This is a genomic window from Embleya scabrispora DSM 41855 (assembly GCF_000372745.1).
GTDB lineage: Bacteria > Actinomycetota > Actinomycetes > Streptomycetales > Streptomycetaceae > Embleya > Embleya scabrispora.
In genome coordinates, this window is sequence record NZ_KB889708.1 from 54381 (window position 1) to 74500 (window position 20120).

Below are 20120 nucleotides of genomic sequence, written 5' to 3' on the forward strand. Positions count from 1 at the left end.
GGCCGGGTGCCCCGAACCGGCGCCGAATCACCACCCATGCCCGACGACGTCGAGATCGCCTACACGCCGACGAATTCCTCATGGCCGAGCCACAGTCGCTTCAGCCGCCACATTCGCCGAGGGCATCCCCGCGCATCGTCATTGCCGGTGCTGCGTTTCCTGCGTACCGCCTGATCGTCATAGGCCTTGCTCGTGAGGTCGCGTGGGATCGTCGGTGGGGCCGGCTACCGTGGCGACCATGGTGAAGAAGAGCTTCTACGACCTGGCTTTCGGCGTTGCCCCGGGAGGCGCTCGCAAGGACGCGCACTACATCCTGGACAGCCTCGACGACGTGAAGGCCGCACTGGCCGACGAGCTTGCCGAGGAGACCAATCTCTATCTGCTGTGTTGGTACGGGGCCGACTTGTCGCTACACGTGTACCAGCAAGGGGAGTTGGCGCAGTCGATAGACCTGCATCCCTTTGTCACGATCTCCATCAAGGGCTATCCGGACATCACCTTCAGCGGCCCCGGGGAGCCGATCGGGTACGACTTCCGTGCGGACGACGGGGCGGGCGATGAGGAGGAGGGGCTCTCCTCCAAGATGTTCTATGGCAGCCTCGGGGACGCGGTCGGTGTCAGCGTGGACTGGAGCCGAATAGAAGTACCGCTATTGAGCGGTGAGTTGGTGGCCGACGATGACGAAGACGATGCCTTCGAGTTGGTCGACGGGAACCTCGCGTCGTATGGCTACCAGGATTTCGAGGAGTGACCGAGCCGGCCATTGGTGGCGGCGACGGTGTGGATGTCGGGCGCGCCGACCGCATCGCCGCCGAGAAGGCCCGGAAGACCCTCGCGTGATCGTCCTGGACACCGGCGCGGTCAAGGCCCTCGCCGTCGGGCACAAGACGCTGAACCTCCTCGCGGGCAACATGGCGCGCACCCCCGGCGACCACCTCGTGATCCCCGCCTTGTGCCTGACCGTGGCCGAGTCCGACGAGGAGGGTGTGGCCCACCGCGTCCTGGCTCTGTCCAGTGTCGGCGTCGACCCGCTCGACACGGTGGCGGCCGTCGGGGTCGGCACGATGATCCGCGACGGTCTCGGTGGGCCGGACACCTGCCACGCGCTCTACTGCGCCCTTCCCCGGGCCGAGTTCACCGGCAGGTCCATCCTGCTCACCAACCGCGAGGACGCATACCCACGCGGAATCGTCACCGTCGACATCGACTCCCCCGGCATGCTCGGCCACTGGTGAGAGGTACGTTCGACCGCCCCGAACCGACACGCGCAGGTCGGAACCCACGACCTCCGCGACCCCGCCAAGCGGGAGAGACCGTCCCGGTGCGGTGCGACGTCCCGCCCCCGCCCGTTGGTGGTGACCGCAGGGTTGCTCGTCGCCGTCACCTGATACGCCGCCCGAACGCAGCTCCGCCGTCGTTCCGGCGGTACCGGTGGCCGGCGGCGTAGACGTCGTTCGCCGCGCGGCCGCGGACCGCGCTGATCGGTGCGGCGGTCCCCGGGTGGAACTGCGACCAGTGGCGGCCGTTCCAGTGGTAGAGCACGCCGCCGAAGGTGGCGATGTGTACGTCGTCGTCCGAAGTCCCCCACACGGCCGCGGGGTTGGGCCGGCCGCGGTTGTGCGCCTGTGCGGGCAGCGCGGTGTGGCGCCACTTCCACTGCTGCTCCGTCGGCGCCGGCCACCGCACGGCGCGCAGCACGCTCAGCGAAGGCAGAGCCACGACCGCGCCGATGCCGTGGGACAGGCCCAGGTTCTCGAAAATCTCAATAGCCACGCCTGGTTCAGGCGACGTTAATGAACTACGGCTACCTTCCTTTCCGATAACGGATGTTGTCTGGAGATGGGAGTTGTCAGATGACGAGTACAGGCCGTCGGAACTTACTCGGTATGGCCGGTGCATCGCCGGCCGGTGCCGCGGCATCTCAATGCGTGGACATCTCGGCGGCCTCGAAACGCAATTGCTCCTGTAGGGCCCGCTGTTTCACGGTCACGGCGTCCCCGTCGGGATTCCGCAGGACACCTGCATACACCCGACTCCGGCCCCACCGTCACTCCGAGCCGAATATCCCGGTAGCCACACCTGGTTCAGGCGACCTCAATGAACCACGGCTACCCGCTTTCCGATACAGATGTTGTCCTGAGACAGGAGATATCAGATGACGGGTACAAGTCGTCGGAACTTTCTCGGTATCGCCGGCGCATCGCTGGCCGGTGCCGCGGCAACTCAATTGCTTCCGGGTGCGATTGGCAAAGCACTGGCGATCGAACCCGCCCGCAGGACGGGGACTGTCGAGGACGTCGAGCACGTGGTGATCCTGATGCAGGAGAACCGCTCGTTCGATCACTATTTCGGCACGATGCGGGGTGTGCGCGGGTACGGGGACCCGCGGCCACACATCCTGCCGAATGGCCGGCCCGTGTGGTACCAGCCGCCGGCCCGTGTACACACCGGAAGGTACAACGGCCGGGGCCTGCCGGCCGATGCGGAGTACGTGCTGCCGTTCCCGGTGGATGCGCTGCGCACCAGCGAGTTCATCGCCGGGACCGATCATGGCTGGGGCAGTGGGCAACTGCTGTGGAACCAGGGCCGATACGACGGGTGGGTGAACGAGAAGCAGGACGTGTTCACCATGGCTCACCTGAAACGGTCGGAGTTGCCATATCACTTCGCCCTGGCGGAGTCGTTCACCGTGTGCGATGCATATCACTGCTCGGTGCCTGCCGACACCGCCCCGAACCGCATCCTCCTGTGGAGCGGCACGATCGACCCACAAAACCGGCTGGGCAGCAAGCCCAATGGCCCCGGCTTGTGGGAACGCGGTGGCGTCAACGGCTATACGTGGACCACCTACCCGGAGCGACTGCAGGCCAACGGAGTCAGTTGGAAGCTCTATCAGGGCGGCACCGGGATTCCCGGCCAGCCGACGGACAACTTCACCGACAACTCACTGGAGTTCTTCTCCCGATACCAGGTCCAGGAGGGCGCATCGGGACCGCTGGTGGAGCAGGGCGTTTCCACCCATACGCTGAAGGAATTCCGCAGTGACGTGGCGAGCGGGCAACTGCCGCAGGTGACCTGGATCGTCCCACCGTACAAATACAGCGAACATGCCTCCGCGTCCCCCGCCGATGGGGCGTACTACATCGACCTCGTCCTGGAAGCACTCGTGGCCAACCCCGAGGTGTGGAGCAAAACCGTCCTGATCCTCAACTACGACGAGAACGACGGTCTGTTCGACCACGTCGTTCCACCCACGCTGCCCGTGGCCAACAAGGTCGGCACCGACGGGCTCGTATCGCAAAGCCTGGCAGCCGGCCTGGCCGACGAAATCCTGGACTTCGACGTCTGGCGCGAGGGCGGCTCACCGTCGGGCGACACCGTTCGCGGCAAGCAACCCCTCGGGTTGGGCTCCCGTGTGCCGATGATCGTCGTGTCGCCGTGGTCGAAGGGTGGCTGGGTCTGCTCCGAGGTGTTCGACCACACCTCGGTGCTGCGGTTCCTCGAGACTCGATTCGGCGTCGCCGAGCCGAACATCAGCGCCTGGCGGCGCTCCTTGTGCGGCGACCTCACCTCCGCATTCGACTTCACCCGGCCCGACAGCAGGCCCGTCACCCCCGCGGTACCCCAGCCGATGCAGAGTCAGCACCAGCCGTTCTCCGTCACGCTCCCACAGGCGATGCCTCAGCAGGAGCCCGGTGTCCGGCCGGCCCGGCCGTTGCCGTACCGGTTCGGCGTCGAACTCGACCGCAACAGGGATGCGCGGTCGATCTCGCTGCAGTTCGTCAACAGCGGAACCGCCGGCACATACTTCTACGTATACACACACAACGACGCGCCGCGCCGCTACACCGTGGCTGCTCACGACACCATCAGCGACGTCTGGGACAGTGCCCTCGCAACCGATGCGCGGGGCCGCTACGACCTGCGCGTGACCGGAGCCAACGGATACCTCGGCCAATTCACCGGTACCACCGCGAACACCGCGGAACCGCGGGTATCGGTACGCCTCGACGACACCAAAACACGTCAGCTGGTCCTTGACGTCCGCAACCCTGGTACTACCCCCCGGACGCTCCACATCCGCAACGACTACAGTCACGCCGCCAAGCGCACCGTCAACCTCAAACCGGGCAAAACCACCAAGGTAACGTGGGAAACCGAATCTGCGCACGGTTGGTATGACATCTCGGTGACCGACGAGGCCGACCCGAGCTACCTCCGTCGGTTCGCCGGCCACCAAGAGAACGGACGTCCCAGCTTCAGTGATCCCGGGCCGATACGTTAACCGGTCCGAGTAGCCCACAGTGTCTTCCGTTATCGCATCCGCCACCGTTCGCGCCGGTTCCATCGGCCGACCCCGGGCGCAACGATCGGGCATACGAATGACACCGAACCCACACGAACCGGTGTGATGCGCGCATCAGGCAACGTTTGCCCTGGTGTGATGTGACGCGCCGTCCGGGCTACGCCTCGGGCGGCGCGTCGGGCGCGAGGCCGTGTCCGGCGGAACACGTGCCGGGGCCCGGGGAACCTGGTGCGCGCGGCCGCGGCGGGCACCCCGCAACTGGTCCTGCGCTACCGCCGCGTCATTGCCCAGATCCCCCCCACCCCCACGATCACCGGCGGCGGCCCTGCCGCGCCGTCAAGACGGGCGGTGCCCGGACCGGATGCCCACGACGTAGTGCCCCCGGCGCCCGCCGCGCCGGTCGTCCCTGCCGTTTTCACTGAACCCTCGGCGAGCAGGATCCTGCGGACCTGGGAACGCCGCAGGATCCGGCCGCCCGGCGCGTGACGCGCCCCGGCCGGCTTCCGGATCCTCTTCTCTCCTCGTCCCCGTCCACGGGTTGACGGGCCACCGTGGCCCTGCACGACGCGACCACCGGCGCCGTCACGCTGAGCGCACAGGTGTCGTCCGCGCAGATCCCCGACGCGACATGGCGTTGGGACGGCGGCCCGATCGCCGCCCTGGGACGCAGTCGGCGCCCCGCGATGCTGAGCCCACCCTCTCACCACACAAACTCCCGTGACAGTGCCCGGCGTTACCGTGCGCCCATGACAACTCCCGACGGCGGCGCGCCGTTCCACGACCGATACCAGCGCGACTACATCGTCAGCCCGGGCCCCGGGTGCACGCCCTCCTTCCAGGAGTCCGTACGACTCGCCCGGCATGGCGAACTGGAGGCCGTGTTCAGCCTCCTCGCCGACAGCGAGGGCAAGGACGAAGACCTCGACGAACTGGCCTACAAGCTGTTCTGCGTGGCCTCCGACTTCGGCCACGAAGAAGCCGCGGACCTCATCGACGACCTGTTGGAGGCATCCTCGCTCCGCTACGACGACGACCGCTTCGTCCAGGGCAACGCCCACTTCGAGCTGGCCTTGGCGTACCTGCGCGGAAGCGACGGCCTCCCGGCGGACCCCGGGAAGGCCCGCGAGCACCTCGGCACGGCCCGCGACTGCCACTGGCCGTGGGGCGTCGACGACGGCGAGACCCTCCTTGCCGCCGCCCGAGCCATCCTGTCACCGCCCCAACGCGTCGTCTTCGACGGGATATACGGCGCGGACTGACCCGGCAGCGGCCCACCCGGGCCGAGGTCAGCGGCGTCTGCCACCGTGACCGACAAGTCCGAGACCACCCCGACCACCAGGGCGGCGGGCGGCGCGGCTTCGCCTGGACCGACCACGGCGACCTGCCGACCGCCGCCCACCATCAGCTCGGCGTGCTGGTCCGGGACAACCTCCACGTCCACCTGGACCGGCGATTACGCGCGACCTCGTCACGGCCGGCCTGGTCGAGCGTCGGCTCACCCCTGCCGATCGGCGCCGGCGCAAGATCGTCGCCACCGCCCGGGGCGTCAGCACCCTCCAGGACCTGCGGGAGCGGGTACGGGAAGCCGAAGACCGGCTCCTTGAGGCGCTCGATGAGAATGAGCGCCAGGCGTTCCGGACCCTGCTCAGCCGGATCGCCTGCGACGTCCAGGACACGGACCTGTCCACTGCCCCCTGCGACGTCACCCCCCGCCCCGTGCGACATCGCCGACCCCGGGTCCTCTCCCGCCTGACAAACTTCCGGCGCCGCCGTCCCGGCGGTGATGCCGCGTCAGCCCAGCGCGCGGTCGAGGTTGAAGGCGGCGCTGATCAGCGAGAGGTGGGTGAAGGCCTGGGGGAAGTTGCCCAGCTGTTCTCCGGTCGGGCCGATCTCCTCTGCGAACAGACCGAGGTGGTTGGCATAGGTGAGCATCTTCTCGAAGGCGAGCCGAGCCTCCTCCAACCGGCCGGCGCGGGCCAGCGCCTCCACGTACCAGAAGGAGCAGATCGAGAAGGTGCCCTCGGGGCCGTGCAGGCCGTCCGGGCTGGCGGTCGGGTCGTAGCGGTATACCAGCGAGTCGGAGACCAGGTCCGTGGTGAGCGCGTCCAGGGTGGAGAGCCACTTGGGGTCGGTGGGCGAGACGAACTTGGCCATCGGCATCATCAGCAACGAGGCGTCCAGCACGTGGTCGTCCAGCCCCTGGACGAACGCCCCTCGCTCGGCCGACCAGCCGCGCCGCATGATTTGCCGGTAGATCGCGTCCCGGGACTCCCGCCAGCGGGGCAGGTCCGCCGGCAGACCGCGGCGGTTCGCCATGCGCATCGCGCGCTCCAGCGCCACCCAGCACATCAGCCGCGAGTACACGAAGTTCCGCCGGCCCGCCCTGGTCTCCCACACCCCCTCGTCGGGCTGGTCCCAGTGCTCGCACAGCCAGTCCACCACGGCACCGACCTCGTCCCAGCGGTCACTGCCGATCGGCTGCCCCCACTTGTCGTAGAGGTAGATCGAGTCGACCAGCGCACCGTAGATGTCCAGCTGGAGCTGGCCGGTGGCGGCGTTGCCCACCCGGACCGGTGCGGAGCCGAGGTATCCCTCCAGGTGCGGAAGCTCGTATTCGGGCAGCTCGACGCGCCCGTCGATGCCGTACATGATCTGCAACGGGCCGCCCTCCCCCGTGCCCCGCAGGATGCCCCGCTCGGAGATGAACCCCATGAACGCCTCGGCCTCCGAGGTGAACCCCAGGCGCAGCATCGCGTAGACGCAGAAGGCGGCGTCACGGACCCAGACGTACCGGTAGTCCCAGTTGCGCTCGCCTCCGATCTGCTCGGGCAGGCTGGTGGTCGGTGCGGCGACGATCGCACCGGTCGGCGCGTAGGTGAGCAGCTTCAGCACCAGCGCGGAGCGGTTCACCATCTCCCGCCACCGCCCGTGGTAGCGCGAACCGGCCAGCCAGTGGCGCCAGAACCGGACGGTCGCCTCGGCCTGCTCCTGCGCCTCGGCGCGTGGGCACGACCGGGCCGGGACGCCGTCGCCGATCTGGTCGAGGGCGAACACATTGGACTCGCCCTCGAGGAGTTTGAAGTGCGACCACACGTCCAGGCCGTCGCTCTCCAGGGGCGCGGTGGCGGTCAGCGCGAGCGTCAGTGACGGGGAGCGGAACACCGCCGTGTGGCCTTCGAGGTGCGTGGTGTGCGCTTCGGCGCCGTAGCCGAAGCGGGGGGCTATCCGCGCCCTGAACGGGAGGGTTCCGCGGACGCAGATCACCCGCCGGATCAGCCGGTGCCGGGCCGCCTCGCGCGACTCGTCGACCACGGGCATGAAGTCCTGGATCTCCGCCACCCCGTCCGCGGCGAAGAACCGCGTGATCAGCACGTTCGTGTCGGGGAAGTAGAACTGCCTGGTGCGGGTCGGGACCTCGGCGGCCAACTCGAACGACCCGCCCCGGTCGGCGTCGAGGATGGACCCGAAGACGCTGGGCGCGTCGAAGCGCGGGCAGCAGTACCAGTCGATGGTGCCGTTCGTGCAGACCAGGGCGGTCGTACGAAGATCGCCGATCAGGCCGTGCTCGGAAATCGGGGTGTAACGGGAGCCGTCCGCCTGCTCGAAACCAGTCGTGTCGAACGCCATACCGGCCTCCCTGCCATTGTGGCCTGGGCCTGGGCCTGGAGATGAATCCTTGCTTTTCATGCTAGACCGCTACTCGAGGCGGGGGTCTGACGGAGCCGTGCGGACAGGCTCCCTGCCCGCCTCGTCGAAGGGCGGTGATGCACTCGCCGACGGGCCGCCTGCTGCCGCAGGGCATGCGCGAGCGCGTCCGGCACCCGCCCGTCCTCCGACGTGGCGGTGAACTCCAGCGCCTTGGTGACCGCCCCCAGCCCGCCGGCCTGCACCGCCTGGGCACTGGCCAGGGCGAAGACCGCCGAGGAGACTCTGCCCTCCGGTCGCCGCGCGACCTCGTCGGCCGGCGCGTCCGCAGGTCCGCTGGGGCCTGGACGCGGCCGGTGGCGCGGTCTCCACACCGGCCTGGCGCAGCAAGCCGTCCTGGTACCTGGTCGCCACCGACGACCGCATGGTCCCGCCGCCCGCCCGGCACGCCATGGCCGAGCGCATCGGCGCCCGGACCGTCGAGGCCGCCCGGCAGTCACGCGATCCACGTCTCGCAGGCCGCCGCCGTCGCCGACGTGATCAAGCAGGCCGCCGCCGGCTGAACGCCGCCGAGGTTCGCAGTACGGAAGCGCCCGCCGAGCGCCCCGCGACAGGGCCGATCGGCGGGCACCGAACGTCCCACTGCGGCCGGGTCCCCCTCAGCGCGCCACCCCCGAACCCGTCGGCCTCGTCCCATCTGGCCACGGCCGCCACCGCACATCCGCGTCCGGGCCGGTCGCCGACGACCCCGTCACAAGTCCCGCGGGCCGGTCCGCAGACATGCGGGCCGGCCGGCGGGTCCGAGGGCAGGACTCAGTGGCTCAGCCGCCCATTCCCGTTGCCGCGTTCAGCAGGGTGGTCGAGGGGTCGTCGGCGTCGAGGGAGTAGATCATGACGCCGCCGAGGCCGAGGTTCTTGATGTACTGCCGCTTGTCAGCGAGCGAGTCGGGGGTCTCGATGCTCCAGAAGTTGGTGCCGTCGTGGATCCAGGTGCTGCGGCTCGCCTGGTCGTAGTAGTAGCTGTTGGTCAGGCCCGCGGCCTTGAGTTCCTTCCAGTCGGCCACGCCCGGCTGCTGCGAGTAGGGGAACGCGGCCGTCGGCCCGGTGACGGACTGGTAGCGGCCGTGCTGCCCGCCATCGGGCACACCGGTCCAGCCGCGCCCGTAGAACGGCACCCCCATGGTCAGCTTGCCGGCCGGGAAGCCGTTGTTCAGGTAGCGGCTGATCGCGTCGTTGGCGGTGAAGGCCGTGCCGTACGCGGGGCTTGCCGGGGTGTCGTAGAGCGGGGCCTGGAAGTTGGTGGGTCCGTTGGCTTCGAACGCGCCGTGCATGTCGTAGGACATGACGTTGCCCAGGTCGAGGACGTTGGCGACGCTGGGCACATCGAGGTTGCCGATCTCGGTGGGTCCGGCGGGCAGGGCCGCGGTGAGCGTGTACGGGCGTCCGCCGAGCGCGGTGAGCTCGGCCCGGAACTCGGCGAGCAGCGCGGTGTAGTTGGCCCCGTCCTGGGGGGAGACGTGGTTGCCGTAGTGGCCGTTGGCGCTGCCGGGGAACTCCCAGTCGATGTCGAATCCGTCGAACACACCGGCCGCCGCGCCCGAGCCGCCGGCGGGGTCGTCGCCGATCTGTGGGAGGTTGCCGCGGATGTACACGTCGATGCAGGACGCGACGAACGTCTTGCGGGAGGCGTCGGTGGCCGCGACGTCCGAGAAGTACTTCGAGTACGTCCAACCGCCGATGGACATCAGCACCTTCAGGTTCGGGTACTTGGCCTTGAGCTGCTTGAGCTGGTTGAAGTTGCCGCGCAGCGGCTGGGCCCAGCTGTCGGCGGTGCCGTCGACGCTGATGTCGGAGCCGTAGATCTTCTGGTAGTCGGCGTACGCGTCGGCCGATCCGTCGTTGCCCACCGGGTCGTTCTCGTCGGGCGAGGACGGCTTGTTCGCGGCCATGCAGGTGAGGTTGACCGGGTCGATGTTCTCGAACGCGTATTGCAGCACGGTGAGTTTGCCCGCGATGCCTTGCGTGTCGAGGTTCTTCGGGTGGAAGGCGTTGGCGTAGGTCGACCAGCTGGTGTAGTAGCCGACGCGCTGCGTGGGCGCGCCCGGGTCGGGGGTGGCGACGCGGATGAACGACTCGTTGATCTCCGGGTCGGACGGTTGCTGCGGGGTGCCGGTCGGGTCGTACGGGCTGAGGATCCACTGCTGGTTGGGCTGCCCGTTGCAGGTGTAGACGTCCATGAAGCTGTTGTTCGGGTTGGTCGCCGCGCCGGACAGGTCCATGCACAGGTTCGGGTACAGGCGGTCGTCCGCGTACCTGGCACCCGAAACTCGGACAACCGAACCCAATTGACACAAATCGGTCCGTGCGCAATCGGCCCGACAGTGACCCCTGGGGCGGCAGCGCATACTCACCACGGCGCGGGATCACGAGGGCGGCGGGTCGCTCGGCGCAGTGGTACCCGGATCCGCCGCATACCCTTTCGGCCGGCACACCGCGTCGGTCACGATGCGCACAACCACGGCGCGGTCGACACCGCAAAAAGCATCCGCTCACCCGTCGACGGGTGGCACGCTGTCTGCGTCGAGATCTCGAAGCAACCACGCGCGCAGGCGTTCGGTGCTCTCGTGGTCGCCCGCCTTCTCCAGCATCTCGGCACGCCACGTCAGTGCGAAGAGGTCTCCGACGTCGGCGGTTTCGCAGGCGAGGCGTTCCGGCATCGTAATCGCCCGCCTTCTCCCACAGGATCAGTGCTGCACCCCAGGTCAGAACACCACACCCCGAACCCGCCACTGAGAAGACTCACACCACCGGCAGACAACGGCTCGATCCGAGCCCACGCCGCATCCGTCAACCCACTCCGAGACACCACAAGATCATTATCAGACAGCCCTCAGGCGAGGGCCTGATCGAGCAGGGTCGTGGCGGCCGCGCGGGCGTACCGGCCGTAGTCCGCCTGGTTCAGCACCATGGCGCGGCTCGCCGCTCCGTCCGCGAGGGTCACCAACTGCTCGGCGAGCGCGACGGGTTCACGGCAGCCCAGTTCCGTCACCAGGTCGGTGACCAACCGCACCATCCGGAGCTTCTGTTCGCGGGCGTAGGCGTGAATCGGATGCCTCGGGTCGGGGAACTCGGCCGCCGCGTCGATGAACGGGCACCCGCGCACCGCGGACGCGTCCGTGACCGGCTGATCGAACAGGTGGAGGATGCGTTCGCGCGGGCCGAGGTCCGCACGGATCAGCACACTCTCCATGGTCTTCCCCGACGCGACGAGCGACTGCAGGTAGGCGATCGCCAGTTCGTCCCGGGAACGGAAGTGGACGTACAGAGTGCGCTTGGACACGGGTGCCTGCCCCGCGACCTGCTCCATGCCGGTCGCGGAGATGCCCTGCTCCGCGAACAGTCGGGCGGCGGCGGCCAGGATGCGCTCCCTCGCCCCCCGCCCTCGCCGCGGCGTCGTGTCACCCGTCACATCCATGAGGAAAGCATACGGTCGCGTTTACTTTGCGCCGGGCGTGGGGCTACCGTCGACGCCAAGGAAACGCCACCGTTTACCTTGATTCTCGTGGAGGAGTCCCATGACCCGGTCCGACCACACCGAGCTGAGCGGCTACGCGCAGGAGTTGATCCGCGGCCGACGGGCGACGCGTGCCTTCCGACCCGACCCCGTGCCCGAGCAGACGATGCGCGCGATCTTCTCGCTGGCCGGTGCGGCGCCGTCCAACTCCAACGCCCAGCCGTGGCGGGTGGAGGTGGTCAGCGGCGCACCGCGTGAGCGCTTGGCCGCGTCCCTTCGGGCCGCCCACGCGGCGCGGCGCACGTCGGTCGACTTCCCGTACGGCGACGACATCTACTCGCCGGTGCAGCAGGAGCGGCGGGCCGCCTTCGGCAGCCGGCTCTACGGGACGCTGGGCATCGGCCCGACGACCATGCGGCGCGCGCGGCCTACGACGCCGAGAGCCTGGACTTCTACGGTGCACCGCACGTCGCGTTCCTGTTCGTCTCCGAACAGGACAACGCACGCCTGGCCGGCGACGTCGGCGCCTACATGCAGACGCTGCTGCTGGCGATGACCACGTACGGCGTGGCGAGTTGCCCGCAGGGACTGCTGAGTTTCTACGCCGACGACGTACGCGCCGAACTCGGCCGTGCCGCAGGGAAACTGCTCGTCGGGATCTCGTTCGGATACGCCGACGTCGCCGCGGCGGTGAACCACATCGACACCGGACGTGCCGCGTTGGACGAGACCACCACCTTCCACGGCTGACGGCGCAGGACCGCGATGAGCTCGGCCTCGACGAAGGACCGGCGCCCCGGCCGAAACCGTCGGCCTCGTCGATGGTGGCGTCGACGTGGGCGTTGTGGACGACGTCGGCCGCAGCGGTCAGCGCAGTGCGTGCGGTCGGTCCGAAACGGGGTTGCGCGCGGCACGGCGCAGTGCCCGCTCCCGCCTTCCGACGGGGACGTCGATGGTCAGGGGCGCGGCGCCGGCGCGCCATTGCAGGACGAGTTGCCGAGGTCACAGCGGAGCGCGCATACCACGACGATGTCACCGCGCCCCGCAGGGGTGTTCGTCGGCGCGGTCGCGGCGGCGGACGCCGCCCCCGAGTCGTCGGTGTGGACGACGCGAACGATCCCGATGTCGGTGTGCCGGTCCGTCGGCCCGGGGCGAACGGGACCTCGGATTCGACGGCGCACGGCGACAGCCTTGTCGAACGCCCTCAAAGCCGAACGAACACCTCGAACAGCGCGCTGACACCGGCGCAGCGGGAAGCGCTTGCGGGTGGGGGTGTCGATGTCACCGAACAGAAGGAGCAGTCGGCAACATCGGCGGCAGGGGCGGTGCGGGCGGATCGGTGGACGCTCACCCTCGCCGCCGCAGCCGCGTTCCGGGAGCGCGAGGGGCATCTGACGGTGCCACGCAAGTACGTCGAGACCGTCGAACACGACGGCGAGGCACACCAGGTCAAACTCGGCGTCGCCCTCGCCAACGCGCGACAACGACGCGCCACATTCCCACCGGACCGGCTCGACGCGCTCACCGCACTCGACATGCGATGGACATGAGCACGGGGATTGGGGCCGGGTGGGGTCGAGGTCCCGTTCGGCGTCGGCGGAGCGCGTGGTGATCCCGACCGGGAGAGATTCGCGCGCCCCGGTCGGTTGTCGGCAGTGAGTGTCGGCGGGCTCGGCATCGAGAAGTGTCGGCGTTTGACGCGGCCTCGGATCGTGAGGACGGCGAGGGCGAGGAGGACGTTCGAGGAAGCGAAGGGCGCTCCGATCGAGGGCACGGTCCACTGCAAGGCGCCGAGTGTTGCCGGCCGCCGCGGGCGGACGGTGGGGGTGACGGCGGGCCCTGCCGCCACCCCCACGGCCCTTCGGGCGCGCGTGCGCACCCGGTGTGGTTCATGCTCCCCCGGGCCTCATCGGTGGCGACGTCGCCGGGTGCCGGTGAGCGAGCCGGTGTGTCGCCGCGTGCTCCGTGCCCGATGTGGTCGGCTCGGGGGCGGACGTGTCGTTTCCTAGTACGACAGGTCCGTCTGGTCCGAGAACACCTTGCCGCGGATGTGCAGGTTTCCCTCGGAGTCCAGGACGGCGATGATCTTCTTCGCGGAGCCGTGGTGGGTGGTGAAGTAGATCTTGTCCGCCTCCTGGGAGGAGGAGTAATTGGAGTTCACCGACAGCTCGATGCTCACCGGCGAGCTGATGAGCACGTCCTTCTTGTCCGTGCCCGGGTAGACCTGGTTCTCCCGCAGCTTGATCCGGGCGTGGTTGTCGCCCTCGTTCCAGTCCGATGCCTGTCCGAGATCGATGTCCGTCATGAGGCTTCCTCTCATGTCCCCGGCGGACGTGTCCCCTCTCGCGGGCCGCGATCGTTTCCGTGCGAAGCCCGACGGGACGCGCCCGCCCTCCAGTGAAGAGCCTTGCCCGGTCCGGGCAACACCGTGGGGCGCCCGGGCCGAGCACGAACGTACACACACGGGTCCCCCGGGGGTACCGGACTGCGCATGTTTGGCTCGATTGCTGAATATCGGCCGTTTTTCGGCCAACTCGACGTGAATTGACACGTGTCGCACACGCAGGCGAGGACACCGCGACCCGCCCTACGATGTTCTTGATGCGGTATCCGTCCGGTGACCAACCCGGCGCCGGTGGGAACGCGCGTGGGATCACCGGGCCGAGTTCGTCGACGCAGACGACCGTCGCGTCTTCGGGCGGGCGGGTGTAGAGCTCGACGATCCGTGTCCATTTCCCGCGAAGTCGGGGTCCCTCGACCGGACCCACGACCGGGTGCGGCGCCACCGGACCCCCTCGGCGAGCAGGATCCTGCGGACCTGGGAACGGCTCACGCGGATGCCCAGTCTCCCGGCCTCGGCGGCCAGGGCGTCCGACGTCCACTCCGGAGGCCCGGACTCGTCCGCCGCCCACAACTCGTCGGACGGCTGCATCTCCAAGCGGCCGGGCGGGGTCGGCTTGACCAGGGCAACGATCCGGCAACGCTCGGCCTCGGTAATCCGCCGTTTGCGGCCGCACCCGGGCCGGTCGCCGAGCCCGTCCGGGCCCTGTTCGTTGAACCGGTGCAGCCACCGCCGCACGGTCTTCTTTTCATCTGGGCGCCCCCATCGTGATCCCGATCTACGCTCGCGCTTGGCCTCGGCCGGGGCGGGCGTTTTGGTCGTCGGCCCGTTCCGGTCGCGAGCGGAGGCGATAGCAGCCGGCCCCCGTGCCGGTGCCGCCGCCGAGGCGCCACCGCCGAGGGTTCGCCGGTGGCCCGGGCAAACGCCGGATCCGCCATCGCCGCCATGGGAAGCCGGGGGCGGGTGGCCGACAACCGGCGGCCACCTCACCCACCGGCTACGCGTCGACGGCGGGGTATTCGCCGAGCGGTTGGTGACCAGGCTCGGCGGGAGCGTTCTCAGGCAACGGGCAACACGCGTGCCCACGTGCGGAGTTCGTCCAGGTGGCCGTCCACCGCCAGGTTCGATTCCGCCAATATCGCCTCGAACTCCTCGTCTGTCAGCGGGCGGCAGCGGAACTCGTGCACCCACTTGGCGTCCGGGAATTCGTATTCGATGTGCACCGCGCGCACTCCGTCTCCGATCGGCTCGGAGCTGAGGATCTTCACGGCACCGTCGGGATGTTGGCTGATTCGAGGCAACTGGTCGTGCCAGCCGATGCCTTCGCGCTGGATCAGCACCACCCCGTCGTCGGCGACGTGTGCCCGACAGGCGTCGAGCATCGCCCGGCGGAACGCGGGCTCGACCGTGTGCACCAGGTAGGACGCCAACAACACCACGTCGAAGCGCTCCCCGAGCCGCAGGTCCTCGATCGTGGACAGTACGGTCTTCGCCCCGCGTACCCGATCGAGCATCTCCGGCGACTCGTCCACCGCCGTGACCTGCCACCCGCGCTCCACCAACGCATGGGTCACCCGCCCGGCCCCACAACCGAGTTCGAGCAGGGTGCGGGCCCCTTCGCGAGCGCCGAGCGCGATCATCTCCGGCTCCTCTCGCGCCGGCAGGCGGTCGTACATGTCCACGGCGCACCCGTCCGGCGTGAACGCCCCGGGTCCCTCGCCGCGATACCCCTCACGAATACGCGCCATGACCGATCCCTTCCCCCGAGCAACCCACGGTCGCTCACGAAACGGACAGCAACGCGCCCACCCAAACCGCAACGGCCCGGAGCTGTCAACGGTTTCGACACGGTGCCGGCCGATCGGACCGCGTGCCCGACTCGGCTGGTGGTGATCGGCTCCGACCCGGCGCGGCGCCGTATCGGGCAGGACCCGGGAACTCAGTCGACGTTCCCGCGCCGGACCCGCGCAGCCCTGAACGGTGACCCGGCGCGTCATCCCGGACGGCAGGGAGCGGTTGACCCTGGCCTCGCAGTACCGGGAGCCCGTCGGCCGGGCGGGCTGCCCGATCACGCCCTCCGGCTCGCCGGCCCCGGTTCCGGGATGCGTCCGCAGAGCAGGTTTCCGGGCTCGGCGGGGTCGTCGCTCATCCAGAACTGGGACCACAGGAGGGCGAATTCCGGCCGGCTCAGGTAGCCGTCGCCGTCGAGGTCGAGCAGGTCGAAGACCGCGTCCGTGTCGACGCTGCGGCCGTGCCAGGTCTCGACGAGTCGGCGGTGTTCGGTGCGGGAGATTTGGCCGTCGCGGTTCTCGTCGATGGCGTCGAAGATGGTCCGGGCGGTGGCCGTGACGGCCTCCGGCATGGAATGCAGCCGGTCCATGAGGGCGTGGACCTCGTGGACGTCGACCCTGCCGTCCTTGTCGGTGTCGGCCGCCGACAACTCGTCCCACCAGCCCATGAGGAGCGCCTCGATACGGGCGCGCAGTTCCGTCCCGGGCTCCACGCCCGGCCGTCAGCGCCCCGGAGGCGGAGGCATGCTCCCGGGCGCGCGAGTTGTCACGTGCGCTCACGGCCAGGTACAGCACGCTGATAACCGCCGCGCCCGACGACCCGACCAAACGCGCCCTGCGCGAGCAACGCCGGGCGTACGCCGTCGAGTTGGCCCGGCTCGACGCACGCGAGCACGCGACGATCGACCGCATCCTCGACACCTGCCCGGCCCGCCTCGACCCGGCCCGCGACGAGGACCGATGAGCGACGACCCGCCCGCCGACGACCGCCACCTCACCGACGAACAACGCGCCGAGATCCCGCGCGAGGAGATCCTCCCCGACACCCTCGCCGCGAGACGACTGCGGACTGCGGCGGCCGGTTTCGGGCGCGGGCCTCGCGGTGGTGTGGTCGAACTCGCGTGCCGAGTCGGGTTGTCGCCCCATGCCCATAGCCTCTCCGAGGGCGGGTGCGCATCGGCCCGCGGGATCGTCACACGAGCGGCGGGGGTTCGGTGTGGGAGCGGGCGTGTGGGACGTGGTCGAGGAGTCGCAACGCGCGGTGTGGTCGTTCACACCGTTCGAGCACGTGGGCCCGCTGGGATTCGGCATGACCCACGATCGGGCGGCGGCCGCGGTCGAGGGGGTCCTGGAGACCATCGGATCGCGGGGAGACGGCACCGGGTGGGTGTCGCAGGCCGACATGTGGCCCACCCGCGGCGGCGCGGGGGCAGCGGTGCACCTGTACTACGACCGGGCGATCGGCCCGGCCGCGATCGCGATCGACGCGCGGCACGGTCCGCAGGTGGATCTGGACGGGATCCCGCTGGTGGGCCGGGTGCCGTCCCTCCTGGAGGACGCGTTGTCCGACAACTGCACCGCACACGCCCTCGAAGGGGTGTATCCACTGGAGGCAAACCTGTGCGCGCCCGAAATCGGTGTCGTGATGCGTGTCCTACGGGCCGGGGACCGTGTCCTGACCCGGCCGGTCCTCGTCGCCCGGGAATGGGCACCCCGATGCCCGGACGCGTCGCGCATGGCACACCGACCCCACCTTCTCCCACGTCTCCCCCCGGCCTGATCGGTGGCCGTCGAGTCCGCCGATGCCCGTCTCCACGGCCGTCGGCGGCCGTGCAGCCTGGGTGGTCGTACCCGGCTGTCGACGGCCGGTACGACCCCGAACACACCGACACCGCCCCACGGATCGCGGGCGGGCCGGGGCATGTTCCCCTTGTGTGGACGCGGCGGGTGTCGGACACCGGTCCTACGGTGTGGGCACGAGTGCCTGGGACGGTATCGCGTGGCTGCGCGAGGCCCGCGAGTTCGGATCCGACTACTGCTTGACGTTCGCCCGGGGCCTACTTCGCCCACGATGATGAAGATCCTCGACGGCCATCTGCTGCCGCGCCGGATGAAAGCGGCCGAGGGAAGTGAGCTGCCGCCCCTGCGCGACTTCGCCCGCAACCTCACCAAGGACCTCGACGCTGTGACCGCCGGCCTGACCATGCCCTCTCCAGCGGCACGGTCGAAGGACACGTGAACCAGGTCGAGTTCCTCAAGCGTCAAGGCTATGGACGCGCCAACTTCGACCTCCTCCGACGCCCCATCCTCCTCACACCATGAGCCAACCACGCTGGGTGATCCCGAAATTGTTGATCAGAGCCGTTGGAATTCCCCGGTACCGGCCATTTGGTGGGGAGGTATCCGGCCGCCGATGGTCATTCTGTGTCGATCTTCCACATCGCTCAGCGGCTCACGGGTGAAGACGGAAGGAGGCTCCGGCGTGCTCGGTTCGGCGATGGCGGCGGATGGGGCCGGTGGTGATCAGGGCCCGGCTCTCGGTGGTGTCGGGATGCGTGTTGTTGCACCTGCCGTAGCGGCATGTGGTGTCGTCGAGGCACCACCGCAAGAAAGGCTCGATCTGCGATGTACCCCTCCGTCACGCCTCCCCGCCAGGTCAAGATCGGTGATGCCGCCGCCTTCGCCGGGACCACCCCACGCGCCATCCGCCACTACCACCAGATCGGTCTGCTGCCGGAGCCCGAGCGAGGCGGGGACGGTCGCCGCCGCTACGGCTACGACGACATGATCCGCCTGCTGTGGATCCGCAAGATGGCGGAGGCCGGAATCAGCCTGGACGACATGCGGGCCGCCTTCGACGGAGCCCGGGACATCGAGGAGACCCTGGGCCGACTGGAGGAAACCCTGGCCGCGCAGGAGGCCGACATCAAGCGTCAGCGGGCGGCAGTCCGGCGCCTGCGGGCCGTGGGCAGCCCGCTGGGTCTGCTCTCCCAACTGGTGACGGACCGGCTCGGCCACCTGCCTCCGGGCGCCTTGTGCCCTTCCGACCTGGACGCCCTGTTGGTCACGGAACGGGTCTTCGGGCCGTTGGGAGCCGCTGTCCAGGCCGGCGTGTTCATCGTGCTGGCCACCCACCCCGATCTGCGGGCCGACGCGGACCGCCTAGAGGCGGCCGACGCCGCCCTCGACGACAGCGTCGATCCCCATGACCCGCGGGTCGAAGAACTCGCCGCGCAGCACTGTGCCCACCACAAGGCCCTGGTACAGGCCATCGAGGCGGACGGGCTGGACGCGGCTGAGGAGAAGCTCTTCGAGATCTACGACGCCGACCTGACGGGCGAAGAGGTCTCCCGGATGAGCGCCTTCGAAGCGGTCACCAAAATGCCCTACGACTTCTCTCCCGCCCGGATGCGATGCATGGAACTCACGGCAGAACTCCTCGCCCGAGACGACACCCCAGACGACAGCTGATTGCCTACGGTAGGCACCGACGAACCAGCCGGCCGCCCCTTCGCCTGTACCCGACCGGCCGCATCAGGCGTCGGCTACGGCGAGACGGAGAGTGACATCGCAACTGGCCGTACGTGGGGACCGCGGGCGAACCGCTTCGGTGGGCCTTGGTGCGGTTCCCGTGCCGGCGACGGTGGTGGTGTGGCCGTTGTCCGCGCGGGGGCGTTGCGGGTGGTGTCGGGTGCGGGTGGGTCCGGCGCCTTGGGTGCCGGAGGTGTCGACGGGGCTGGGTTTCGTGGGCGCGGTGGCCGTGGCGGCGCCGTGGACGGTGATCGTCTGGTGCTGGTTGGTGCCGTTCGCGGTGGCGTGGGCGTTGGTCGACGCGCTCGTCCTTCGGCTTCCGGATCAGCTCGTCCCGGTGGCCGCGTCGCGCTCGCGATCGGCGGCACCTGACGCGGCGGCACCCCGCCCCGGGGCGGGGTGCCGGTTTCCGTTTCGCGGTCCGGGTCCGGGGTCCGGGGTCCGGGGCGCAGGTTCTCCAGGAGGGCTCGGAGGGCGTCGTGATCACGGGTGCCCTCGGTGGGAAGAGCGTCGCCATCCGATACGACTCGCCGTCCGCCACGGAGCCACCGTCACCATCGCCGCGATCGGCGAATGGCTGCGAACCAAGATCAACTGTGGGACGGATCCGGGGTGTTCTCGGGCGGCTGCTCGACCTTGCGCAGGGCGACCGACGGGCGAGGGCGAGCGCCGCCGCCCGCCACGCCTTCGAGCGCCCAGAGTTCGTCCCCGAGGCGGAAGGTGTCGCCCACCGCCAGGATGTACTGGCGCGACTCACCGTCGCTGACGCCCAGCCGGACGGTGAGGGGGTGGTCCGGGCGTGTGTCGACGTACATCACGCCGATGTCGCCACTGGCTGTCCTTCTCTGCGTTCCGCACCGGATGACGAGTCTGGTCCTCACATCGATCCCTTCCATGATGGTGCCGCGTGGCCGCAGCCAATCATGGGCCGGACGGCCGACGCGGGACGTGCATAGTCCACAACGCGCGAGATGGGTGGACGGCGTCGTCGGG

Annotated in this window: 21 protein-coding genes; 11 read left to right on the forward strand and 10 right to left on the reverse strand. The window is 69.4% G+C overall.

The window, feature by feature from the left end:
* Positions 1-238: 238 nt before the first annotated feature.
* Positions 239-751 carry a hypothetical protein gene (locus A3IC_RS0141200; protein ID WP_040878050.1) on the forward strand — a complete coding sequence of 171 codons (513 nt, stop codon included), beginning with the start codon at positions 239-241 and terminating at the stop codon, positions 749-751.
* Positions 752-836: 85 nt separating this feature from the next.
* Positions 837-1235, forward strand: coding sequence for a PIN domain-containing protein (locus A3IC_RS0141210; protein WP_020555912.1), 399 nt, complete (start codon positions 837-839; stop codon positions 1233-1235).
* Between the two features lie 145 nt (positions 1236-1380).
* Here A3IC_RS0141210 and A3IC_RS0141215 read toward each other — a convergent pair whose 3' ends face one another.
* Positions 1381-1773: a beta propeller repeat protein gene (locus A3IC_RS0141215; RefSeq protein WP_020555913.1), complete on the reverse strand. Its 393-nt coding sequence runs from the start codon at positions 1771-1773 to the stop codon at positions 1381-1383.
* Positions 1774-2155: 382 nt separating this feature from the next.
* On the opposite strand from A3IC_RS0141215, the gene A3IC_RS0141220 reads away from it, so the two are divergent.
* Positions 2156-4285, forward strand: a complete 2130-nt coding sequence (locus tag A3IC_RS0141220; protein WP_026219324.1) for a phosphocholine-specific phospholipase C — start codon at positions 2156-2158, stop codon at positions 4283-4285.
* 767 nt (positions 4286-5052) lie between these two features.
* The gene (locus A3IC_RS0141225) at positions 5053-5565 is read left to right on the forward strand and encodes a hypothetical protein (protein WP_158696313.1); all 513 of its coding nucleotides are present in this window, start codon (positions 5053-5055) and stop codon (positions 5563-5565) included.
* A gap of 532 nt (positions 5566-6097) precedes the next feature.
* Here the strand turns inward: A3IC_RS0141225 and A3IC_RS0141235 are convergent.
* The 4 genes from A3IC_RS0141235 to A3IC_RS0141250 form a co-directional block, all read right to left on the reverse strand.
* Complete coding sequence (locus tag A3IC_RS0141235; RefSeq protein WP_020555917.1) at positions 6098-7933, reverse strand: glycoside hydrolase family 15 protein; 1836 nt, start codon at positions 7931-7933, stop codon at positions 6098-6100.
* Positions 7934-8772: 839 nt separating this feature from the next.
* Entirely contained in the window at positions 8773-10230 is a 1458-nt protein-coding gene (locus A3IC_RS59535) for a glycoside hydrolase family 18 protein (protein WP_052174040.1), read from the reverse strand.
* 270 nt (positions 10231-10500) lie between these two features.
* Positions 10501-10668: a hypothetical protein gene (locus tag A3IC_RS69290; protein ID WP_020555918.1), complete on the reverse strand. Its 168-nt coding sequence runs from the start codon at positions 10666-10668 to the stop codon at positions 10501-10503.
* 173 nt (positions 10669-10841) lie between these two features.
* Positions 10842-11426 (reverse strand): TetR/AcrR family transcriptional regulator, encoded by a 585-nt coding sequence (locus A3IC_RS0141250; RefSeq protein WP_020555919.1) that lies wholly within the window; start codon positions 11424-11426, stop codon positions 10842-10844.
* Positions 11427-11526: 100 nt separating this feature from the next.
* Between A3IC_RS0141250 and A3IC_RS72770 the strand changes: the two genes are divergently transcribed.
* From A3IC_RS72770 to A3IC_RS69295, 3 genes are all read left to right on the forward strand, one after another.
* Positions 11527-12021 (forward strand): nitroreductase family protein, encoded by a 495-nt coding sequence (locus A3IC_RS72770; protein ID WP_281174571.1) that lies wholly within the window; start codon positions 11527-11529, stop codon positions 12019-12021.
* Positions 11943-12215 carry a nitroreductase family protein gene (locus A3IC_RS72775; RefSeq protein ID WP_281174575.1) on the forward strand — a complete coding sequence of 91 codons (273 nt, stop codon included), beginning with the start codon at positions 11943-11945 and terminating at the stop codon, positions 12213-12215. Before A3IC_RS72770 ends, A3IC_RS72775 begins: the two co-directional genes overlap by 79 nt.
* A gap of 575 nt (positions 12216-12790) precedes the next feature.
* Positions 12791-13015: a helicase associated domain-containing protein gene (locus A3IC_RS69295; protein ID WP_020555923.1), complete on the forward strand. Its 225-nt coding sequence runs from the start codon at positions 12791-12793 to the stop codon at positions 13013-13015.
* 455 nt (positions 13016-13470) lie between these two features.
* Here A3IC_RS69295 and A3IC_RS0141270 read toward each other — a convergent pair whose 3' ends face one another.
* The 4 genes from A3IC_RS0141270 to A3IC_RS59555 all read right to left on the reverse strand — a co-directional run bounded on the left by A3IC_RS0141270 (position 13471) and on the right by A3IC_RS59555 (position 16309).
* Positions 13471-13770 carry a DUF6342 family protein gene (locus A3IC_RS0141270; RefSeq protein ID WP_020555924.1) on the reverse strand — a complete coding sequence of 100 codons (300 nt, stop codon included), beginning with the start codon at positions 13768-13770 and terminating at the stop codon, positions 13471-13473.
* A 348-nt stretch (positions 13771-14118) separates the two neighbouring features.
* Positions 14119-14892 carry a helix-turn-helix domain-containing protein gene (locus A3IC_RS73225; protein WP_321184158.1) on the reverse strand — a complete coding sequence of 258 codons (774 nt, stop codon included), beginning with the start codon at positions 14890-14892 and terminating at the stop codon, positions 14119-14121.
* Positions 14865-15554 carry a class I SAM-dependent methyltransferase gene (locus tag A3IC_RS0141280; protein ID WP_020555926.1) on the reverse strand — a complete coding sequence of 230 codons (690 nt, stop codon included), beginning with the start codon at positions 15552-15554 and terminating at the stop codon, positions 14865-14867. The genes A3IC_RS73225 and A3IC_RS0141280 overlap by 28 nt, the downstream gene beginning before the upstream one ends.
* Before the next feature lie 320 nt (positions 15555-15874).
* Positions 15875-16309, reverse strand: a complete 435-nt coding sequence (locus tag A3IC_RS59555; RefSeq protein ID WP_281174572.1) for an EF-hand domain-containing protein — start codon at positions 16307-16309, stop codon at positions 15875-15877.
* Between the two features lie 50 nt (positions 16310-16359).
* On the opposite strand from A3IC_RS59555, the gene A3IC_RS0141290 reads away from it, so the two are divergent.
* From A3IC_RS0141290 to A3IC_RS0141315, 4 genes are all read left to right on the forward strand, one after another.
* The gene (locus A3IC_RS0141290) at positions 16360-16560 is read left to right on the forward strand and encodes a hypothetical protein (RefSeq protein ID WP_020555928.1); all 201 of its coding nucleotides are present in this window, start codon (positions 16360-16362) and stop codon (positions 16558-16560) included.
* Between the two features lie 264 nt (positions 16561-16824).
* On the forward strand, positions 16825-17376 hold the full coding sequence (locus tag A3IC_RS65950) for a hypothetical protein (protein WP_020555929.1): 552 nt from the start codon (positions 16825-16827) through the stop codon (positions 17374-17376).
* Between the two features lie 291 nt (positions 17377-17667).
* Positions 17668-17835 carry a hypothetical protein gene (locus A3IC_RS69300; protein ID WP_020555930.1) on the forward strand — a complete coding sequence of 56 codons (168 nt, stop codon included), beginning with the start codon at positions 17668-17670 and terminating at the stop codon, positions 17833-17835.
* Positions 17836-18221: 386 nt separating this feature from the next.
* Complete coding sequence (locus A3IC_RS0141315; protein WP_020555932.1) at positions 18222-19067, forward strand: MerR family transcriptional regulator; 846 nt, start codon at positions 18222-18224, stop codon at positions 19065-19067.
* 650 nt (positions 19068-19717) lie between these two features.
* Here A3IC_RS0141315 and A3IC_RS0141320 read toward each other — a convergent pair.
* On the reverse strand, positions 19718-20023 hold the full coding sequence (locus A3IC_RS0141320; protein ID WP_281174576.1) for a DUF6406 domain-containing protein: 306 nt from the start codon (positions 20021-20023) through the stop codon (positions 19718-19720).
* Positions 20024-20120: the final 97 nt, after the last annotated feature.